Source organism: Priestia sp. D3YE.R1 (assembly GCF_049199565.1).
GTDB lineage: Bacteria > Bacillota > Bacilli > Bacillales > Bacillaceae_H > Priestia > Priestia aryabhattai.
In genome coordinates, this window is record NZ_JBLTHW010000003.1 from 1 (window position 1) to 17,451 (window position 17,451).

The following is a 17,451-nucleotide window of genomic DNA, read 5'->3' on the forward strand; positions in this document are numbered from 1 at the left end:
GAATTGCTGGAGCGCCGTGTGAGGTGAAAGTCTCACGCACGGTGTGGAACGGGGGAAAGCCCAAAAGAGAATGGAATCATACCAGATTTTACACTTAGTAGGCTACCTATCGTTATCTTCTGTTTCATGCGTCATACGTAGGCTAGATCCATTAAAAACAAAGTTGGCAGTTGTAGGAGATACAAAGCGGTCGGGATCAGTTGTGTTAGCTGCTACACCCTTATTAAAGAAAGAAGGGATCAAAACAGGCAGCCGTCTTTTCGACATTCCTAGAAGGAAAGATATCCATGTCGTCAACCCATCCATGGAAAGGTATGTCAAGGCTTCGAACTATATTTCTAGTTTAGTGTTACAGTATGTCGCTCCTGAAGATTTCCATGCGTATAGTGTTGATGAGTTGTTTATTGATGCAACAGCTTCTTTACATTTATTCGCTCACACACCAGAAGAATTAGCCCATAAAATCATCAACGAGATTTATCGTAAAACACGGCTGACAGCTACTGCAGGCATCGGTCCGAATCTCTTGCTGGCTAAGATTAGCTTAGATCATGAGGCCAAGAATAGCCCAACAGGGGTAGCTTATTGGCGATACGAAGATATTCCTTTCAAATTATGGTCGATTCACCCAATGAAGGATTTCTGGGGGATCTCATCCGCTACGGAAAGACGCTTGAAGCGTCTGGGCATTCACTCTATAAAAGAACTCGCTCTTTCTTCCAAAGATATGTTACGAAAAGAATTTGGCATTCTGGGTGAAGAGTTGCATCAACATGCAAATGGAATTGATTTTAGTCGCATTTCTGACGTGTATATTCCGAGCTCTCGATCATTCGGGAAGAGTCAAATTCTGTTTCGAGACTATACAAATCGAAAAGAAGTAGAATTGCTGCTATTAGAACTATTAGACAATGTGTGCTTTCGTTTACGTATGCATCAAGTCGTGGCACAAACCATTCATTTATCCATTGGCTACAGCAAACAAACAGGTGGCGGCTTCTCAAGACAAAAGAAGATGGGGCGGGCTTCGAATCTAAGTCAAGATATCTTCCCTTATTGTTTAACCATCCTACACACATTTGATAGCGGAATGCCGATTCGCTCCATTGGTATTTCTTTATCGACCACCAGTATTCAAGAAGAAGAGCAAATGAGCTTATTTGAAGATATTGACCAGCGTGAAAGAGCCTATGCCCTTGCTAAAACAATTGATGAAATTCGTATGCGCTATGGGAAGAATAGCGTTCTGCGAGCTTCAAGCCATCTCGAGCATTCAACAGCTCGTTATCGAAACGGCCTTTTAGGAGGTCATAAAGCATAAAGGAGGAAGATGACATGCAAAACAGAGGAATGAAAAAATGGCGACCGTTCGCCACTATGCCAGAGCAATACAGAGGATTACAAGAAATGATAAAAAAACAAGCAGAGGTACCTCAACCTTTTTTAACAGAAGATCAAATGGAACAGATTAATTTCACCTTGATTGAAGCGCTTCATACACATAAAAAAATGTACCTGACGTATTACAAGCACGGGCAGTGCATAACGGAAACAGGAATTATTCAATTTGTAGATTCTCTTGGAGGATTATTTGTTTTTATAGATGAAGGGGGTAAACAGACGAATAAAATGAGGTTAAGTGAACTAATTGATATTCGTTTTATGTAGGAGAAAGTAATAAAACAGTTTATTTACATAAGATTTCCATACATAATTAGTATAAACTTAATAAATACGCAATCATTTTTCATAGATTCATTTAATGATGTTATATAAGGAGGAGCACAGTGTGAAGCAGGTTTGGAATGAGTTTGAACAGTGGTTGAAAATACATCGGCCGGAAGCAGTAGGAACGCTTAATGAAGCTGCTGCTGAATCAGAAATTGCAGAGATTGAGCAAAAGATGGGACTAACATTCCCTGAAAACCTTAAAGACTGGTTAATGATACATAATGGACAGCGTGATGAATACATAGCGGCTATCGAAAATTATACTCTATTACCTTTAGAGGAGATTCTGTATACGTGGCAAACATTAAAAGAGCTTTTAGACGGAGGAGAATTTGAAGATTTCCCAGAAATTGAACCTATTGGGCCAGTAAAAAAAGAATTTTGGTGGAACCCGCGTTGGATCTCGATTGCTACGAATGGGGGAGGAGATGATATTTGTATAGATTTGGATCCCGCTGAAGGAGGCAAAACCGGCCAAATTATCACCTTTTGGCACGATTGGGAACAGCGTGAAGTAATAGCAGACAGCTTAGAAGAATGGGTGATGGCTACGATAACTCATACAGATCATTAAAGGGGAGCAGCAAATGATAAAGCCGGATATAGAGAGAATCTATAAAATTCTTAAAGAACTTCCAGGTACGTCGGTGAAGATAGAATTTGAAGATGAAGTTGGAGAAATCCTTTCTACTCCTTATTACATCTACCTTAAAAGCGAGTTTCTAGACGGACAATTAGGTTACAGAGAAGATTTAGAAGCAAATTCCCTTATAGGAAATCAAGAAGGAGATTGGCAAGAAAACTGGTTTGTCATAGGGTATGATGAAGAAATAGGCGGTGACCCGCTTTTTATTGATATAGCGAATGAAGATTATCCAGTTTTTACAGCTGAACATGGTATGGGTGAATGGGACGCTTTAGAAATGTATGATTCTCTAAAAGAGTTTGTAGAAGATGTTACTTAATTATGGCTTAGTTAAAAGATTTTGATAAGAGTACGGTCAGAAGAGGACAGAGAGTAGTTTAATATCTACCTAGCTGTCCTCTTTTGTAGTACCCATTAAACTTAGAAAGAATTTAGAGAAAGGAAGAGCGGAATGGTAGGAATCGATTTATGTATTACAGATACACAAAAACGCAAAGGCATTACTATCCTTCGCGTTCTTTACTCAATCTGTTGTAAACCAATAAACACCAAAATAAAAGATATTCACTTTATTAGGGATTGGTCATTACAATGCTCAATATAAAATTCATCAATCTTTTCAAAGATTTGTTGGATGGTTAAAGGTGAGATAAAAGGATTTAATAAAACTGCCCTCAACCAGCGCTTTCCTCTATAAGTAGGTAAAGATAAAAATACGTTTTGATTTTTCAATAAAAATTGTTGTAGCTTAAGGTTTAATTGATCTTGTTGTTTTTGCTGATACTCTTTTAAAAATAATCTAAAACAGCATATATTCGTATTTGATTCACCTGATAACTCTAAATAAGAGCGTTTTTTTACTTGGGATGTAAATTCCTTCGCAAATAAAAAGCTTTGATTTATTAAATTCTCATAGCCTTTTAATCCAATATGCTGAAGAGATAGGTATAACTTCAGAATATCAGCATGTCGAGTACCTTGAACACTTATTTCTCCCAAATTAGTAAACTCCGTTTCATTCATGTAAGGTGCTGAAATACGAAAATCTCTTTCCAACAAATCACGATTTTTAAATAAAACCATTGCGCATGTTTTGGCGACATACATCCACTTTTGTGGATTAAATGTAATGGAGTCTGCTTGTTCAATCCCGGAGAGAAGGCTTTTGTATTTTTCAGAAAAGACAAGTGCCCCACCATAGGCTGCATCTACGTGCAACCAAATACCGTGTTTTTTTGTTATTTCTGAAATAGGTAGTAAAGGATCAATGCTACCTGTAACAGTCGTTCCTGCCGTAGCTACAACTGCAAAAGGCTGCTTTCCTTCTTGGATGAGTATAGGAATCTTTCTTTCTAGATCTTGTGTATCCATTTGTGAATGAAGGTTACTTTGAACAGGAATGATACTAGATGTACCGATTCCTAATAGCATTGCAGCTTTATGTAAAGAAGTATGACTTGCTTCTGAAACTAAAATGACAGGTTGCTTTGTTAATGAAGTTAATCCGTTTTCTTTCACTTGGAGTATAGAATTCCGCGCAACTGCAAGAGCTTGAAGATTAGCAAGGCTGCCACCACTCGTTATAACTCCTCCAGCATTGCGACCTAAACCAAACATTTGTGTAAGTTGTTGAAGTACTTGAACTTCCATTTTAGAAAATACAGGAGACATTTCAAAACTCAACATATTATTGTTTAGTGCAGTAGTTACAAACTCACTCAAGCAAGAAATTAACGTAGGAATTGAATCCATGTGTCCCATGTATGTTGGAGTTAAAGGATTCATAGAGTACTTTAATATAGTTTCCAATTGTAAAAGAAGTTCTTCTATGGGAACACCATCTAAAGAAAATTTATCAAATAATTGTTCTGTAAAGTCAGGCAAAAGAGGTGGGTGACTTTCTGAATTAGCTGCATGATCCACAACTAAATTCATTACGGCCTTAATAAGTAGTTTGACCTCTTTGATGTTTTTTCCATTTGGCTCAATAAAAGAATCGACAGGGAAAACGCCAGTTTCCATTATTATCACGCTTCTTTCTTATTAATCTAACTATTCTAACAATAAGAAAGAGAAATGCAAGAACCAAATAGAGAGAAGGCTTTCTTTTATCGTTGAAAACTGCTAACAATTGAATAGTATATGGCTGCGATGATTAAAAGACCGCCAATAATATATAGGGTATATCTTAAAGTTTTGGTCATAGAGATATTCACCTTTCTGATTTAATTCTAACCCAATAAATTTTTATTAGTTTGTTTAAGCAAAGGAAATATGATGCATAAAAAGGATAGGTAGATTCTTCTTTTTTCTTAAAAAACCTGTTCATTACGGTAACTAGAGTTAGTATTTTCATTCCTGTATAGGATAATCCAAATTTAGCCATATTAAATTGTAGTGCCGAAAAAGATTAATACATATGAAAAATTCTTAAAAGGTGGATATTATATGCTTGATTCTAAAACGATTGAAATTGTCCAATCAACAGTGCCGGTTTTGAAAGAACATAGTAAACAAATAGGAAAGAGATTTTATGAATTGTTATTTGAAAAAGCGCCAGATTTATATAATATGTTCAATCAAACAAATCAAAAAAGAGGAATTCAACAGGAAGCATTAGGATATGCCGTGTATGCTGCAGGGGAACATATTACAAACTTAGAAGCCATTAAACCTGTAATTGAACGAATTTCACAAAAGCATCGTGCGATAGGGGTAAAGGCAGAACAATATCCAGTCGTTGGTGAAACTTTACTTCAAGCAGTAAAGGATGTTTTGGGAGATACAGCTTCAGATGAGATTATTGAAGCATGGGGAAAAGCGTACGGATATATTGCCAATGCTTTTATTGAGCTAGAAGAAGCTCTCTACGAAGAGACAGAGAGTCAACCTGGAGGTTGGGAAGGATATCAAAGCTTTTATATAGATAAGAAAGTAGAAGAAAGTGATAATGTAACATCTTTTTATTTAAAAGCTAAAAATAAGAAAGAAATTGCCTCTTATAAAGCAGGACAATACCTTACATTAGCAGCAAATGTTCCGGGAGAGAAATACACGCATATTCGTCACTATAGTCTTTCTGAAGCCCCTGGAAAGGATTATTATCGAATCAGTGTAAAACGAGAAGATGGGCATGACGGTGCGCCAGCAGGAATCGTGTCAAACTATTTACATAAACAAGTTCAGACAGGAGATACTCTTAAGTTCTCAGCTCCCGCTGGAGATTTTGTACTTGATCACAGTGAACTTCCCGTTGTGCTAATTAGTGGAGGTATAGGTATTACACCTTTGCTTAGTATGCTGAATACCATTGTAGAAAAACAACCTACACGTAAGGTTACCTTTCTTCATGCAAGCATTAATGGGAAAACGCATGCTTTTAAAGAACATGTGGCTCAACTAGATAGAGACAACAAAAATGTTACCTCCTTCATCTGTTATAGTTCGCCTAATGAAGGGGATCGACTAGGTACTGATTTTGATAAAGAGGGTTATATTGATTTAGAATTGTTACAATCGGTTGTTCCTTCAAAAGAAGCTGTCTTTTATTTCTGTGGATCGATTCCGTTTATGGAAGCTATCCTTAAAGCATTACGTAGATGGGATATACCAAATGAACGTATTCATTACGAGGTATTTAGTCCTGTAGCCCTTTTAGGAGAAAAATAAAAAAGTAATTATCACCAGTAAACAGAAAATGTTCGATTAACACACACGTCCTGTTTAAATAAATATGCTGTAAAAAAGCACTCTTGTGAGTGCTTTTTTACTTTGTCTTAAGGAGCAATTCTAAAAACGAGCATTTTATATATAGGTACTTCTACACTCTCTATGTACAAAAAAATGGAAAAAATTATCTTTGATAATTTATAATAATAGAGAACTATGTCGAATCCTAAATATTGGAGAGATTGCTATATGAGACGACTACTCCCTTTTATAATTTTTTCAATTTACTGCATTCCATATGCTTATTTATCTATGCGAAAGGATTTTGAGGACGATTCAAAGGTAAACTATATAATCATGGCCATAGTTACACTAGCACTGTCTTATCTAAGTGGGCTTATTAGAGCGGATTTATCACTTATTTTAGGAAATATCATTTCTTTTAGTACGTCATACTTTTATAACGCATTAAGGCTTCCTGATTCTAAATGGGAGAAATATTTTTCGCCCTTTAATTCTGTCGAACAAGTAGTACTGATAAGCCTTGCGGCGCTTGTGCTGCAGGTGATTATTTATACACTTGCTAGAAAACGAGCAAAGAGATATATTCGTAATACTATGGTTTCGGAATAGTTCAAAAAATAGAGGTAGTCATCTAATGAGCTAGGCTCTTCAGGTGACCAAATGAAAGAAGAGTTAAAATGAGGAAAGTTGCTGAAATTTTATTCTCTAAAAAGAAAGTGCTAAATGGGGAAGATCAACAAACACTTCAAACATGCACTTAGCTGTTTAAAAAAAGATACAAGTCAACCAGATAAGTTAGTTACACAACTTTCAAATGCGTAATTGCTGACAAAAAGATTTGTAACTCTCTTCCTACTTTAATTATACCACATAAAAAAACGCCGATATAGACTGTTTATTCTCATTTCCTGCTGGTAAAATCAATAAAACATTACCGGTTAGGAGAGATGTTGAATGAACTCTTTAGTTCTTAGCTTTCAAGAAATAAAAGATACACAGCTTTCACTTGTTGGAGGAAAAGGCTTGAATTTAGGGGCTTTATCAAAAATTCAAGGAATACAAGTACCGGAAGGGTTTTGTGTTACAGCAGTCGGATATCAAAAAGCCCTTGAACAAAATGAAACATTTCAAGCGTTACTGAATCAGCTGACGATACTAAAAGTAGATGATCGAAATCAAATTAGTGAAATCAGCGAAAAAATTCGCCAAACCATTCTGGAAATAAAAATTCCTTCTGACATGGTAAAAGCCGTTACTCATTATCTCTCTCATTTTTGCGAGGAGCATGCTTATGCAGTTCGTTCAAGTGCGACTGCTGAAGATTTGCCACATGCTTCTTTTGCTGGTCAGCATGACACCTATTTAAATATCAGAGGCAAAGAAGCCATTCTCCAGCACATTAGCAAATGCTGGGCTTCCCTGTTTACAAGTCGCGCGGTAACCTACCGGATTAAAAATGGATTTGACCATAGTCAAGTGCACACATCTGTTATTGTTCAACGAATGGTTTTTCCGCAGGCTTCAGGCATTTTATTTACCGCTGACCCCGTTACCTATAATCGAAAGCTGCTATCCATTGATGCGGGATTCGGACTTGGAGAAGCACTGGTGTCTGGTTTGGTCTCTGCCGATTGCTATAAAGTACAAGAAGGAAAAATCGTCGATAAAAAAATAGCAGCTAAAAAGGTAGCTATCTATGGATTAAAAGAAGGCGGAACAGAAGCGAAGGAAGTTCCTTCTGGTCTGCAAAAAACGCAAGCGCTCACTGACTCTCAAATTTTACAATTAGAACGCGTTGGAAGACAGCTTGAAGCTTATTTTGATTGTCCTCAAGATATTGAATGGTGCTTGGCTGATGATGCATTTTATATTGTCCAAAGTCGTCCGATCACTACTTTATATCCAATTCCTGAAGCGCATGATCCGGAAAATCGCGTTTATGTATCTGTTGGACACCAACAAATGATGACCGATGCCATGAAACCACTGGGATTGTCTTTTTTTCTGTTAACAACTAATGCACCGATGCGTACAGCCGGTGGAAGGCTGTTTGTTGATGTTACACCTATGCTCGCTTCACCTGACAGCAGAAAAATGATGTTAGGTGCCATGGGACAACATGATCCGCTCATGAAAGACGCACTTACAAGCATAATAGAGCGAGGAGACTTTATAAAACCTTTACCAAATGATCAAAGTTCCGGTAAAAGCAATAAAAGCGTGCCGCCTACGAAGCCTAAGGCACAAATCGAAAACGACTCGACAATCGTTTCTGACTTGATCAAGAAGAATCAAGCATCAATAGAAGAGCTAAAACAAACCATCCAAACGAAATCAGGGCTGGAATTAGTCGATTTTATTTCAGAAGATATCGGGACATTAAAGAAGATTTTATTTGACCCACAAAGTACAGCTGTGTTTATGGCCGCTATGGATGCTTCATCATGGATCAATGAAAAAATGGAGACGTGGCTAGGTGAAAAAAACGCAGCAGACGCGCTTTCTCAATCTGTACCAAACAATATTACCTCAGAAATGGGTCTGGCGCTATTGGATGTCGCGGATGTAATTCGTCCTTATCCAGAAGTCATTCATTATTTACAGCATGTAAAAGATGATAATTTTTTGGAGAACCTGGTTAAGTTTGAAGGTGGACTGGAAACCAAAGACGCTATCTATGATTATCTCAGCAAATACGGAATGCGATGTCCCGGAGAAATCGATATTACGAAAACTCGTTGGAGCGAAAAACCGGCTGCACTTATCCCTGTGATTCTTGGTAATATTAAAAACCTTAAACCCAATGCCAGCAAACAAAAATTTGAAAAAGGCCTGCAGGAAGCCTTGAAAAACGAGCAAGAGCTGTTAAACCGCTTGAAGCATTTGCCGGATGGTGAACAAAAAGCAAAAGAAACAAAAGAAAGAATTGATCTCCTCCGGAATTTTATCGGTTATCGTGAATATCCTAAATACGGCATGATTAACCGTTATTTTGTTTATAAGCAGGCTCTGCTGAAAGAAGCCGCGCAGCTCGTAAAAGCCGGCGTTATTTATGAATCAGAAGATATATACTATTTGACGTTTGAAGAACTTCAAGAAGTCGTGCGCACATATAAGCTTGATCATCAAATCATCAGCAAGCGAAAAGAAGAGTACAAATTATATGAAAAGCTAACACCTCCGCGTGTGATCACGTCTCAAGGTGAAATTATTACCGGTGCGTACAAACGAGAAAACCTCCCGTCCCAAGCAATTGTAGGTTTACCGGTTTCGGCAGGGGTGATAGAAGGGCGAGCGCGCGTCATTTTAAATATGGAAGATGCTAATCTATCAGATGGAGATATATTAGTCACTTCCTTCACTGACCCTAGCTGGACCCCGTTATTCGTAGGGATAAAAGGGCTTGTTACGGAAGTTGGCGGACTGATGACTCACGGCGCAGTCATCGCACGTGAATACGGATTGCCAGCAGTTGTCGGAGTAGAGAATGCTACTAGGCTGATAAAAGACGGTCAGCGAATTCGCGTACATGGAACAGAAGGGTATATTGAAATACTGTAAAAGCCAAAATACTTGCACTATTTTATCTAATTAATAGATGAAGATTTGTCTAGGTTTCTTTACGCATCTTCAGTTAATACAAAAAGGCAGGCCATAATGGCCTGCCTTTTTCATATTGGTAGTAAAGTAGATTGAAACATCAAATGCTGACTTTTTTCCCAGCCGACTGTTTCACATGCTCCATAAACAGTTTAAACAAGTTCAGCATTGAAATATGTTGTTTTGCCATCATTTCTGGATGCCACTGCACGCCGACTACAAATTGATCTCCTTGTTTTTCAATGGCTTCAATGACTCCATCTTTTGCCCATGCGGAAACTTCAAAACCTGGCGCTACGTCTTTAATCGCTTGGTGGTGAAATGAGTTAATAAGAGCTTGATTACCGTAAAGGTCATGTAGGCGTGTGCCGTCTTTAATCATGATGGAATGAGAAGGGTCGCTTGTATTGTTGTATTGATCATGTTTAATAAATGCCTCTTTAATATCTGACATGTCTTGATAAAGAGTGCCGCCGTAAGCAACGTTTAAAATTTGTAAACCGCGGCAAATCGCTAATACCGGCTTTCCTCGATCAATTACATGCTTTAACAATAGCTGTTCAGACTGATCCCGTGCTAAAAAAGGTGAACCCGTTTTGGTTGTCGGTTCTTCACCGTATAAAAGGGGATTAACGTCTTGTCCACCTGATAAAATTAGCCCGTCTATACTTTCTGCCTGCGCTTTAATCATTTCTTCATCTTTTAGCACTGGCAAGATAAAAGGAACTCCGCCGCTGAGCGCTGTTGATTCGATATAGTCGTTATTCACATACGCTCGCTTATAGCCTGGAAAGCGTCCTCCTTGATCCACAATAATGCTTCCTGATATACCAATTAAAAATCCCACTGTTGTTTTCTCCTTTTTTGTTAAATTACCATTTCTTGAGATGTTTTTTCTTTTTTACTGCGCTGATAAGGTGTTCTCAATCGCTTGCTTTATAAGAAATAAATGGTTTTTTTGTTCAACTATTATACATATATACCATATTTATTTAATAGAAAATGGTATAATAGCCTCTGTATGTTAAAAATACTAATTGCCAAAGGTAGATGGTAGTGCTACAATTGTTCACATTCCTACTATTCTTCTTATTATAGTCGGATTAAAATTTTATACAAGGAAATAGGAGTGATTTTAGTGAAAAGGACTTATTTACTTTTCATCTCTCTTTTAACCATTGTCCTCATGGTAGCAGGGTGCAGTGGTAATGCAAGCAAAAATTCTTCAAGTGAAAAAGAAGGAAAAGAAGGCGGAACGCTAAACGTCGCGTCTCAAAGTGAGCCAGCAACGCTAGATGCTCAAATTACTGGGGACTCAGATGTGAAAGACGCAACGCGCAGTATCTACGAAGGACTAATGATTTTAGACGACAAAGGAAATCCTAAGCCTGACTTAGCGTCTAAAGTAGATATTAGCGATGATAAAAAAACATACACGTTCCAATTAAGAAAAGGGGTTAAATTCCATAATGGTAAAGAAATGACTGCAGATGACGTTGTCGCTTCTATTAACCGCTGGATTAAGCTATCGTCTCTTGGAAAAACAAACTTCTCTGGTGCTGAAATGACCAAAACCGGTGATTATACGGTAGAACTTCATTTACCATCACCAAATGTTAACACGCTTTCTTTATTAGCTGATCCAATCCCCGCAGCAGCTATTTTACCAAAAGAAGTCGTTGACAATGCATCTGATGAAGGGATCAAAGACTACATAGGAACAGGTCCGTATAAAGTAAAAGAATGGAAGAAAAATCAATATCTTTTATTAGAGAAATTTAAAGATTATTCTTCGAAAGGCCGCGAAGTTAAGAAAACTCCTCACGTCGATGAAATTAAGATTAGTTTCGTAAGCGATGAGTCAACTAGGATATCTGGTATTACAACCGGACAATTTGACGTTGCGCTATCTGTATCAAGCGATAATGCCAAACAAGTTGAAGGCAGTCAAAATGCAAAAGTAGAAACATCACCAGGCGGATTTATGGGACTTTTCTACAACGCAGATAAAGGTGTCTTTAAAGACATCAATGCACGAAAAGCAGTTAACGCAGCCCTTAACTCAAAAGATATTTTAGACAGTTCTTACGGAAGCTCAGATTATTACAAGCTTTCTTCATCCATTGTGAACAAAGAGTATCCAAACTACTACAGTACAGCTGGAAAAGAAGAATATAACCAGCATGATAAGAAAAAAGCAAAAGAATATTTGAAGAAATCTGGTTATAACGGAGAAGAAATTCGCTTAATGGCTTCTCGTGATTACCAAGATCAATACAATACAGCTGTTGTGGTTCAACAAGAATTAAAAGACATTGGTATGAATGTAAAATTAGAAGTATACGACTGGGCGACATTCAGCGATAAAATGAGTGATACAAACCAATGGGACATCTATCCTGTTGACTGGAATGCTCGTTCTACCATCTTCCAAGGATTCTGGACTACAAAAGGTACATCAGTTGAAAAATCAATGGACTACTTAAACAAAATTAAAGCTGCTCCTTCTGTTAAAGAAGCGCGCGGTGACATTGATGCCATTCAGCAATACGTATGGGACGAACTTCCGTTCACGCTTATTGGTCATAAAGTGAACATCAATGCCGTTTCTAACAATGCAAAAGGCTATGAATATAATTTAGGTCCAATTTTCTACAATATGAGTTTAACAAAATAATATCTTATTATTCTAATAAACAGAGGGCATATGCTCTCTGTTTTAGAAAGGAGTTTACGATGGGAGCTTACACACTTAAGAGACTTTTTGCACTAATTCCTGTTTTATTCATTGTATCTATTGTTGTGTTCTTAATTACGCGCTTAACGCCTGGGAGTCCCGCAGCAATCATCTTAGGACAAGGCGCAAGTCCGGAACAAATTGCAGCGCTAAGCAAAGAAATGGGATTGGATGAGCCTGTTGTTAATCAATACTTTATTTGGCTATCTAACATCTTTCACGGAGATTTTGGTTATTCCTACTTTTTAAATAAACCTGTGCTCGGGGCGATTTGGGATAACGTAGGTCCTACAGTTTCTCTAGCTATACTCGCGCAAATTTTTGGCGTGGCGTTTGCTTTACTATTTGGTATATATGCAGCTAAACATAAAGGAACGATTCGTGATGAAAGCATTATGGGAGCCAGTCTTTTAGGTATTTCCATTCCTAGCTTTCTTCTCGGTTCATTCCTTATTTTGCTTTTTGCTGTACAGCTTCGAATTTTCCCTGTTTCAGGATACGTTCCGTTAAATGCTGGATTATTTGAGTACTTAAAATATTTAGTTTTACCAACGATTACGCTTGGAGCGATTCAAGCTGCATTAATTACGCGTATGACGCGTTCATCTTTACTCGATACCATTTCTGAGAACTTTGTTAAAACAGCAAAAGCAAAAGGATTAAATGAACGTACAATTATGCTTAAGCATACGCTGCGCGTGAGTTTTTTACCGATTTTAACAGTTATCGGAGAATCATTTGCGGGACTTGTGACCGGAGCGGCAGTAACAGAATCATTATTTAACATCCCGGGATTAGGTCAGCTGATTGTTTCATCAATTGAACGCCGAGATTACGCGCTTATTCAAGGAGCTGTACTTTTAATTACGGTTGCTTATGTGGTCATCAATTTAGTTGTTGATTTGCTGTACGCCGTGATCGATCCGCGTGTACGCAATTCTTATCATGATTAAAGGAGGGTAATCAATGTGAACGCACAACAAAATACAGAGACCATTTCAGTACCTGCAAAGAAAAAAAGAAACCCAGCGGCAGCGCGCTTCTTCTCAAATCGTTTGCTAGTAAGAGGAGCGATACTTATTTTATTATCTATTTTGATTGCTGTTTTTGCTCCGCTCATTTCTCCTTTTGGTAGCTTACAAATCGACCCTGCAAATCGATTAGCACCGCCGTCAAGCACGCACTGGTTTGGAACGGATAACTTTGGACGAGATGTATTTAGTCGGACAATGTACGGCGTCAGAATATCGTTAATGATTGGAGCCGCAGTAACGATTATTGCTACTGTACTGGGTTTAATCGTTGGACTTTTATCTTCTTATTATAAAATTCTTGATTATATTTTAATGAGAATTTGTGACGGCTTGTTTGCTTTTCCATCTATTTTACTAGCAATTGCCATCATGTCTGCTTTAGGACCTAAAACAAGCAACGTTATTATCGCACTGAGCCTTGTATTTATTCCTTCGATTGCGAGAATTGTTCGTTCAGCTGCGCTTGTTGTAAAAGAAAAAACGTTTATTGAAGCGCTAAAAGCTCAAGGAGCAAGCTCACTTCGAATCATTTGTTTTCATATAGCGCCAAACGTCTTATCGCCTTTAATCGTTCAAGTAACATACGTGTTTGCTGTGACGATTTTAACAGAGGCTTCGCTAAGCTTTTTAGGAGCCGGAATTCCTGCGCCAACACCAAGCTTAGGAAATATGCTGTATGACGGAAAGCTTGCCATTTACAACGCGTGGTGGATGACCGTGTTTCCAGGTGTATTCATCATTTTAATTGTACTTGGCCTTAATTTATTTGGTGACGGTCTGCGCGATTGGTTAAATCCGAAAAACGTAATGCTGAAGAAAAGGAGGAAAAAACGTTGAGTAACGCCCTTTTAAAAGTAGAAGACTTACAAGTAACTTTTACAACGTATAGCGGAGAAGTAACGGCTGTTGACAATGTATCTCTTCAATTAAATAAAGGAGAAGTATTAGGCATTGTCGGTGAATCCGGATCAGGAAAAAGCGTAACGTCCGAATCTATTCTTCAGCTACTAGATGAAGACCTAACAAGCTACGATGGTAAGATTTTGTTTGAAGGAAAAAACTTATTGGACATGTCTTCAAAGCAAATTCAAAAGTTAAGAGGAAACGAAATCTCAATGATTTTCCAGGATCCCATGTCTTCATTAAATCCCGTTATGCCAATTGGAAAACAAATTGCTGAAGTGATTCGTCTGCATCAAAAAGTCTCTAAAAAAGAAGCGCAAAAGAAAGTCGTAGAGCTTTTAAGACTAACCGGCATTCCGTCTCCAGAACAGCGAGCAAAAGAGTATCCGCATGAAATTTCGGGTGGAATGAGGCAGCGCATTATGATTGCGATGGCTTTAGCCTGTGAGCCGAAGCTTCTTATTGCCGATGAGCCAACAACGGCTTTAGACGTAACCATTCAAGCGCAAATCCTTGACCTTATGATGGATTTAAAAGACAAGCTCAACATGGGCGTGCTGTTCATCACCCATGACTTAGGAGTTGTCGCTAATATTTGTACAAAAGTAGCCGTGATGTATTTAGGACAAGTGATGGAAGAAACGGACGTTAAAACGCTGTTTTCAAAGCCGCTTCATCCTTATACAATGGGCTTAATTAAGTCGGTTCCTCATTTAGATGGTGACAGAACAAAAGAGCTTTCGTCTATTCCAGGAACGGTTCCGCCGCTTTCAAACGTGCCAGACGGCTGTCGTTTTGCACCAAGATGCCCGTTTGCAACGGAAAAATGCCATAAAGAAGTACCCGTTTTAGAGCATGCCGATGATACGCATCGCGTTCGATGCTGGCACTATGAAAAAATTCAAGAAGGAGAGGTTGCGTATGTCTAGTGAAGCAAAACAGCAAAGCGCCAAGCCCTTGCTTGAAGTTCGCAACCTGCAAAAATACTATCCGGTTCGTTCAGCTTTAGGAAAAGCGAAGGGACAAATCAAAGCGGTTCAAGATTTATCCTTTGATATTTATGAAGGTGAGACGTACGGATTAGTAGGTGAATCTGGCTGTGGAAAAAGTACAGCAGGGCGCACGCTTTTAAAATTAGTAGAACCAACGGACGGAGAAGCACAGTTTAATGGAGAAAGTATTTTCGAATCCAAAGCATCACGCTTACGGACAATTCGTAAAGATTTGCAAATGATTTTCCAAGATCCGCATACTTCCCTTAACCCAAGGAAAAAGATTGGGGCTTCCATTCAAGAAACATTAACAATTCATAATGTAGGCGCCAAAAGCGAACGAAAGCAGCTTGTCATTGAATTATTAAAAAAGCTTGGGTTTAACGAAGAAGATTACAACCGCTATCCGCACGAATTTTCAGGTGGTCAGCGTCAGCGCATAGGAATTGCGCGTTCATTGATTTTAAACCCAAAGCTTATTATTTGTGATGAGCCGGTTTCAGCACTGGACGTATCCATTCAAGCACAAATCTTAAACTTGCTGCGCAGTTTGCAAAGAGAAATGAAGCTTTCGTATCTCTTTATCTCCCACGATTTAAGCGTCGTAAGGCATATTGCGGACCGCGTTGGCGTGATGTATTTAGGTAGACTAGTAGAAGAAGGACCAACAGATGAGATTTTTTCAAATCCTCGTCATCCTTACACAAAACTTCTTTTATCATCTGTCCCGGCAATTCACGAACATGAAAAACGTGAAAAAATTGAGGTTAAAGGTCAAATTCCTTCTCCTCTTAATCCACCTTCAGGGTGTGCGTTTCATAAAAGATGCCCGTTCGCATTTGACCGCTGCATGAAAGAAACACCTGAAGATACAGTGATTGATAGCAAGCATAAAGTAAAATGTCACCTATATAGTTAAGGTGGAAATCTTAACTATATAAACTATAGATAAACGTATTGAGGCAGTAGAACAATTGAATGTATGGAATGAAAAAAGCCACTAGCGTCTCTAGTGGCTTTTTTAGTAAACAAAATAATCTACCTATCCTAATATATGGAGATATGAAAACAAAACGTGTTATGATGGTATCGGTGATAATTATGGGTAAAAAAGCAGATAAAACGAACGTAATGCGAATTTTAGATCAGAAAAAGATTGAGTACAATTATTATTCTTATGAAACTAAAAATCTGAGTGGGGTACAGGTAGCTACTTCGCTCGGAGAGGATCTTGCTAAAGTCTTCAAGACACTCGTGACCGTAGGGAAATCAAAAGAACATTATGTCTTCATGGTACCGGTTGAAAAGGAGCTTGACTTAAAGAAAGCGGCAAAAGCAGCTGGTGAAAAGTCTTTAGAAATGATTCCTCAAAGAGAGCTGTTGCCACTTACAGGATATGTTCACGGCGGGTGTTCTCCTATCGGAATGAAAAAGCAGTTCACAACCTTCATTGACTCTACGGCAGAAGACTGTGAAACGATTTACTTTTCAGGCGGGCGTGTAGGTCATCAGATACAGCTACCACTAAGTGACTTATCAAAAGTAATTCGTATACGTCCGGCAGACATCACAAAAGATAGTTAAAATGTAGTTCCCTTGAGCGAAACGCACTTAGACATAAGCGTTTCGCTTTTTTAGTTACCTTAATTATTGTCTTTTTACTTGTTGAAGTAAAGAAAATAAAAGTAAAAATATAGAAAAAATGATATTATATAGATAATGTGTAGGGGATTATAAAAAAACTAGGAGGAAGACAGAGATGATTAAATCAATTATTGGTGGGTTCATTTTATCTTTTATTCTTTTAGTAGCATGTACAATAGCTAACGTAAATTCAGAAACAGTACTTTTCACCGCTTTCATTCTATTAGTAGGGGTAGCCATCATTATATCTGGAGCAGCTGTAAGCGGTGATCGAATGAGAGCCAATCTTGCCACAGAATCAAAAACAGACAAGAAGTGGAGAATTACAAATTCTATAAACCTTATGTTAGCTGCCGCTCCAGTTCTCGGGGTATTTCTTCTCATTCACTACTTCGTATAGTTTATTCTTTGGCATATAAGTGCAAGCCGTAAGGTCCTAAAAAATAAACTAATTATTCATAAGATAATAGC

The 17,451-nt window shown here is 38.1% G+C and carries 16 protein-coding genes; 14 read left to right on the forward strand and 2 right to left on the reverse strand.

All coding sequences use genetic code 11. From position 1 onward, the window contains the following. The first annotated feature begins 70 nt into the window (after positions 1-70). From ACOZIR_RS18360 to ACOZIR_RS18375, 4 genes are all read left to right on the forward strand, one after another. The gene (locus ACOZIR_RS18360; RefSeq protein ID WP_421535741.1) at positions 71-1,321 is read left to right on the forward strand and encodes a DNA polymerase thumb domain-containing protein; all 1,251 of its coding nucleotides are present in this window, start codon (positions 71-73) and stop codon (positions 1,319-1,321) included. 14 nt (positions 1,322-1,335) lie between these two features. Beyond that, on the forward strand, positions 1,336-1,668 hold the full coding sequence (locus ACOZIR_RS18365; RefSeq protein WP_045289582.1) for a YolD-like family protein: 333 nt from the start codon (positions 1,336-1,338) through the stop codon (positions 1,666-1,668). Positions 1,669-1,789: 121 nt separating this feature from the next. After that, entirely contained in the window at positions 1,790-2,305 is a 516-nt protein-coding gene (locus ACOZIR_RS18370; protein WP_045289580.1) for an SMI1/KNR4 family protein, read from the forward strand. 13 nt (positions 2,306-2,318) lie between these two features. Continuing rightward, positions 2,319-2,696 carry an SMI1/KNR4 family protein gene (locus tag ACOZIR_RS18375; RefSeq protein ID WP_045289578.1) on the forward strand — a complete coding sequence of 126 codons (378 nt, stop codon included), beginning with the start codon at positions 2,319-2,321 and terminating at the stop codon, positions 2,694-2,696. Positions 2,697-2,941: 245 nt separating this feature from the next. Here the strand turns inward: ACOZIR_RS18375 and ACOZIR_RS18380 are convergent, their stop codons facing one another. Next, on the reverse strand, positions 2,942-4,399 hold the full coding sequence (locus ACOZIR_RS18380; RefSeq protein WP_045289576.1) for a pyridoxal phosphate-dependent decarboxylase family protein: 1,458 nt from the start codon (positions 4,397-4,399) through the stop codon (positions 2,942-2,944). A gap of 426 nt (positions 4,400-4,825) precedes the next feature. Between ACOZIR_RS18380 and hmpA the strand changes: the two genes are divergently transcribed. The 3 genes from hmpA to ppsA all read left to right on the forward strand — a co-directional run bounded on the left by hmpA (position 4,826) and on the right by ppsA (position 9,631). Next, positions 4,826-6,046 carry an NO-inducible flavohemoprotein gene (gene hmpA, locus ACOZIR_RS18385; RefSeq protein ID WP_045289574.1) on the forward strand — a complete coding sequence of 407 codons (1,221 nt, stop codon included), beginning with the start codon at positions 4,826-4,828 and terminating at the stop codon, positions 6,044-6,046. Between the two features lie 357 nt (positions 6,047-6,403). Continuing rightward, positions 6,404-6,679 carry a hypothetical protein gene (locus ACOZIR_RS18390; RefSeq protein WP_237758353.1) on the forward strand — a complete coding sequence of 92 codons (276 nt, stop codon included), beginning with the start codon at positions 6,404-6,406 and terminating at the stop codon, positions 6,677-6,679. A 345-nt stretch (positions 6,680-7,024) separates the two neighbouring features. Next, on the forward strand, positions 7,025-9,631 hold the full coding sequence (gene ppsA / locus ACOZIR_RS18395) for a phosphoenolpyruvate synthase (RefSeq protein WP_421535742.1): 2,607 nt from the start codon (positions 7,025-7,027) through the stop codon (positions 9,629-9,631). Between the two features lie 139 nt (positions 9,632-9,770). On the opposite strand, the gene ACOZIR_RS18400 is transcribed toward ppsA, so the two are convergent. Continuing rightward, positions 9,771-10,517, reverse strand: a complete 747-nt coding sequence (locus ACOZIR_RS18400) for a gamma-glutamyl-gamma-aminobutyrate hydrolase family protein (RefSeq protein ID WP_421535743.1) — start codon at positions 10,515-10,517, stop codon at positions 9,771-9,773. A gap of 291 nt (positions 10,518-10,808) precedes the next feature. On the opposite strand from ACOZIR_RS18400, the gene ACOZIR_RS18405 reads away from it, so the two are divergent. The 7 genes from ACOZIR_RS18405 (at position 10,809) to ACOZIR_RS18435 (ending at position 17,380) form a co-directional block, all read left to right on the forward strand. Beyond that, a complete protein-coding gene (locus tag ACOZIR_RS18405; RefSeq protein ID WP_052942365.1) occupies positions 10,809-12,347 on the forward strand; it encodes an ABC transporter substrate-binding protein in 1,539 nt (512 codons plus the stop codon). Between the two features lie 59 nt (positions 12,348-12,406). Next, positions 12,407-13,360, forward strand: a complete 954-nt coding sequence (locus ACOZIR_RS18410; RefSeq protein WP_013082737.1) for an ABC transporter permease — start codon at positions 12,407-12,409, stop codon at positions 13,358-13,360. A 15-nt stretch (positions 13,361-13,375) separates the two neighbouring features. Then, positions 13,376-14,278, forward strand: a complete 903-nt coding sequence (locus ACOZIR_RS18415; RefSeq protein WP_237758352.1) for an ABC transporter permease — start codon at positions 13,376-13,378, stop codon at positions 14,276-14,278. After that, positions 14,275-15,273, forward strand: coding sequence for an ABC transporter ATP-binding protein (locus ACOZIR_RS18420; RefSeq protein WP_310878919.1), 999 nt, complete (start codon positions 14,275-14,277; stop codon positions 15,271-15,273). Before ACOZIR_RS18415 ends, ACOZIR_RS18420 begins: the two co-directional genes overlap by 4 nt. Further along, a complete protein-coding gene (locus tag ACOZIR_RS18425; RefSeq protein ID WP_421535744.1) occupies positions 15,266-16,255 on the forward strand; it encodes an ABC transporter ATP-binding protein in 990 nt (329 codons plus the stop codon). The genes ACOZIR_RS18420 and ACOZIR_RS18425 overlap by 8 nt, the downstream gene beginning before the upstream one ends. A gap of 182 nt (positions 16,256-16,437) precedes the next feature. Continuing rightward, entirely contained in the window at positions 16,438-16,920 is a 483-nt protein-coding gene (ybaK, locus tag ACOZIR_RS18430) for a Cys-tRNA(Pro) deacylase (RefSeq protein ID WP_045289895.1), read from the forward strand. Positions 16,921-17,095: 175 nt separating this feature from the next. Next, a complete protein-coding gene (locus tag ACOZIR_RS18435) occupies positions 17,096-17,380 on the forward strand; it encodes a DUF5316 family protein (RefSeq protein ID WP_045289562.1) in 285 nt (94 codons plus the stop codon). The last annotated feature ends 71 nt before the right edge of the window (positions 17,381-17,451 follow it).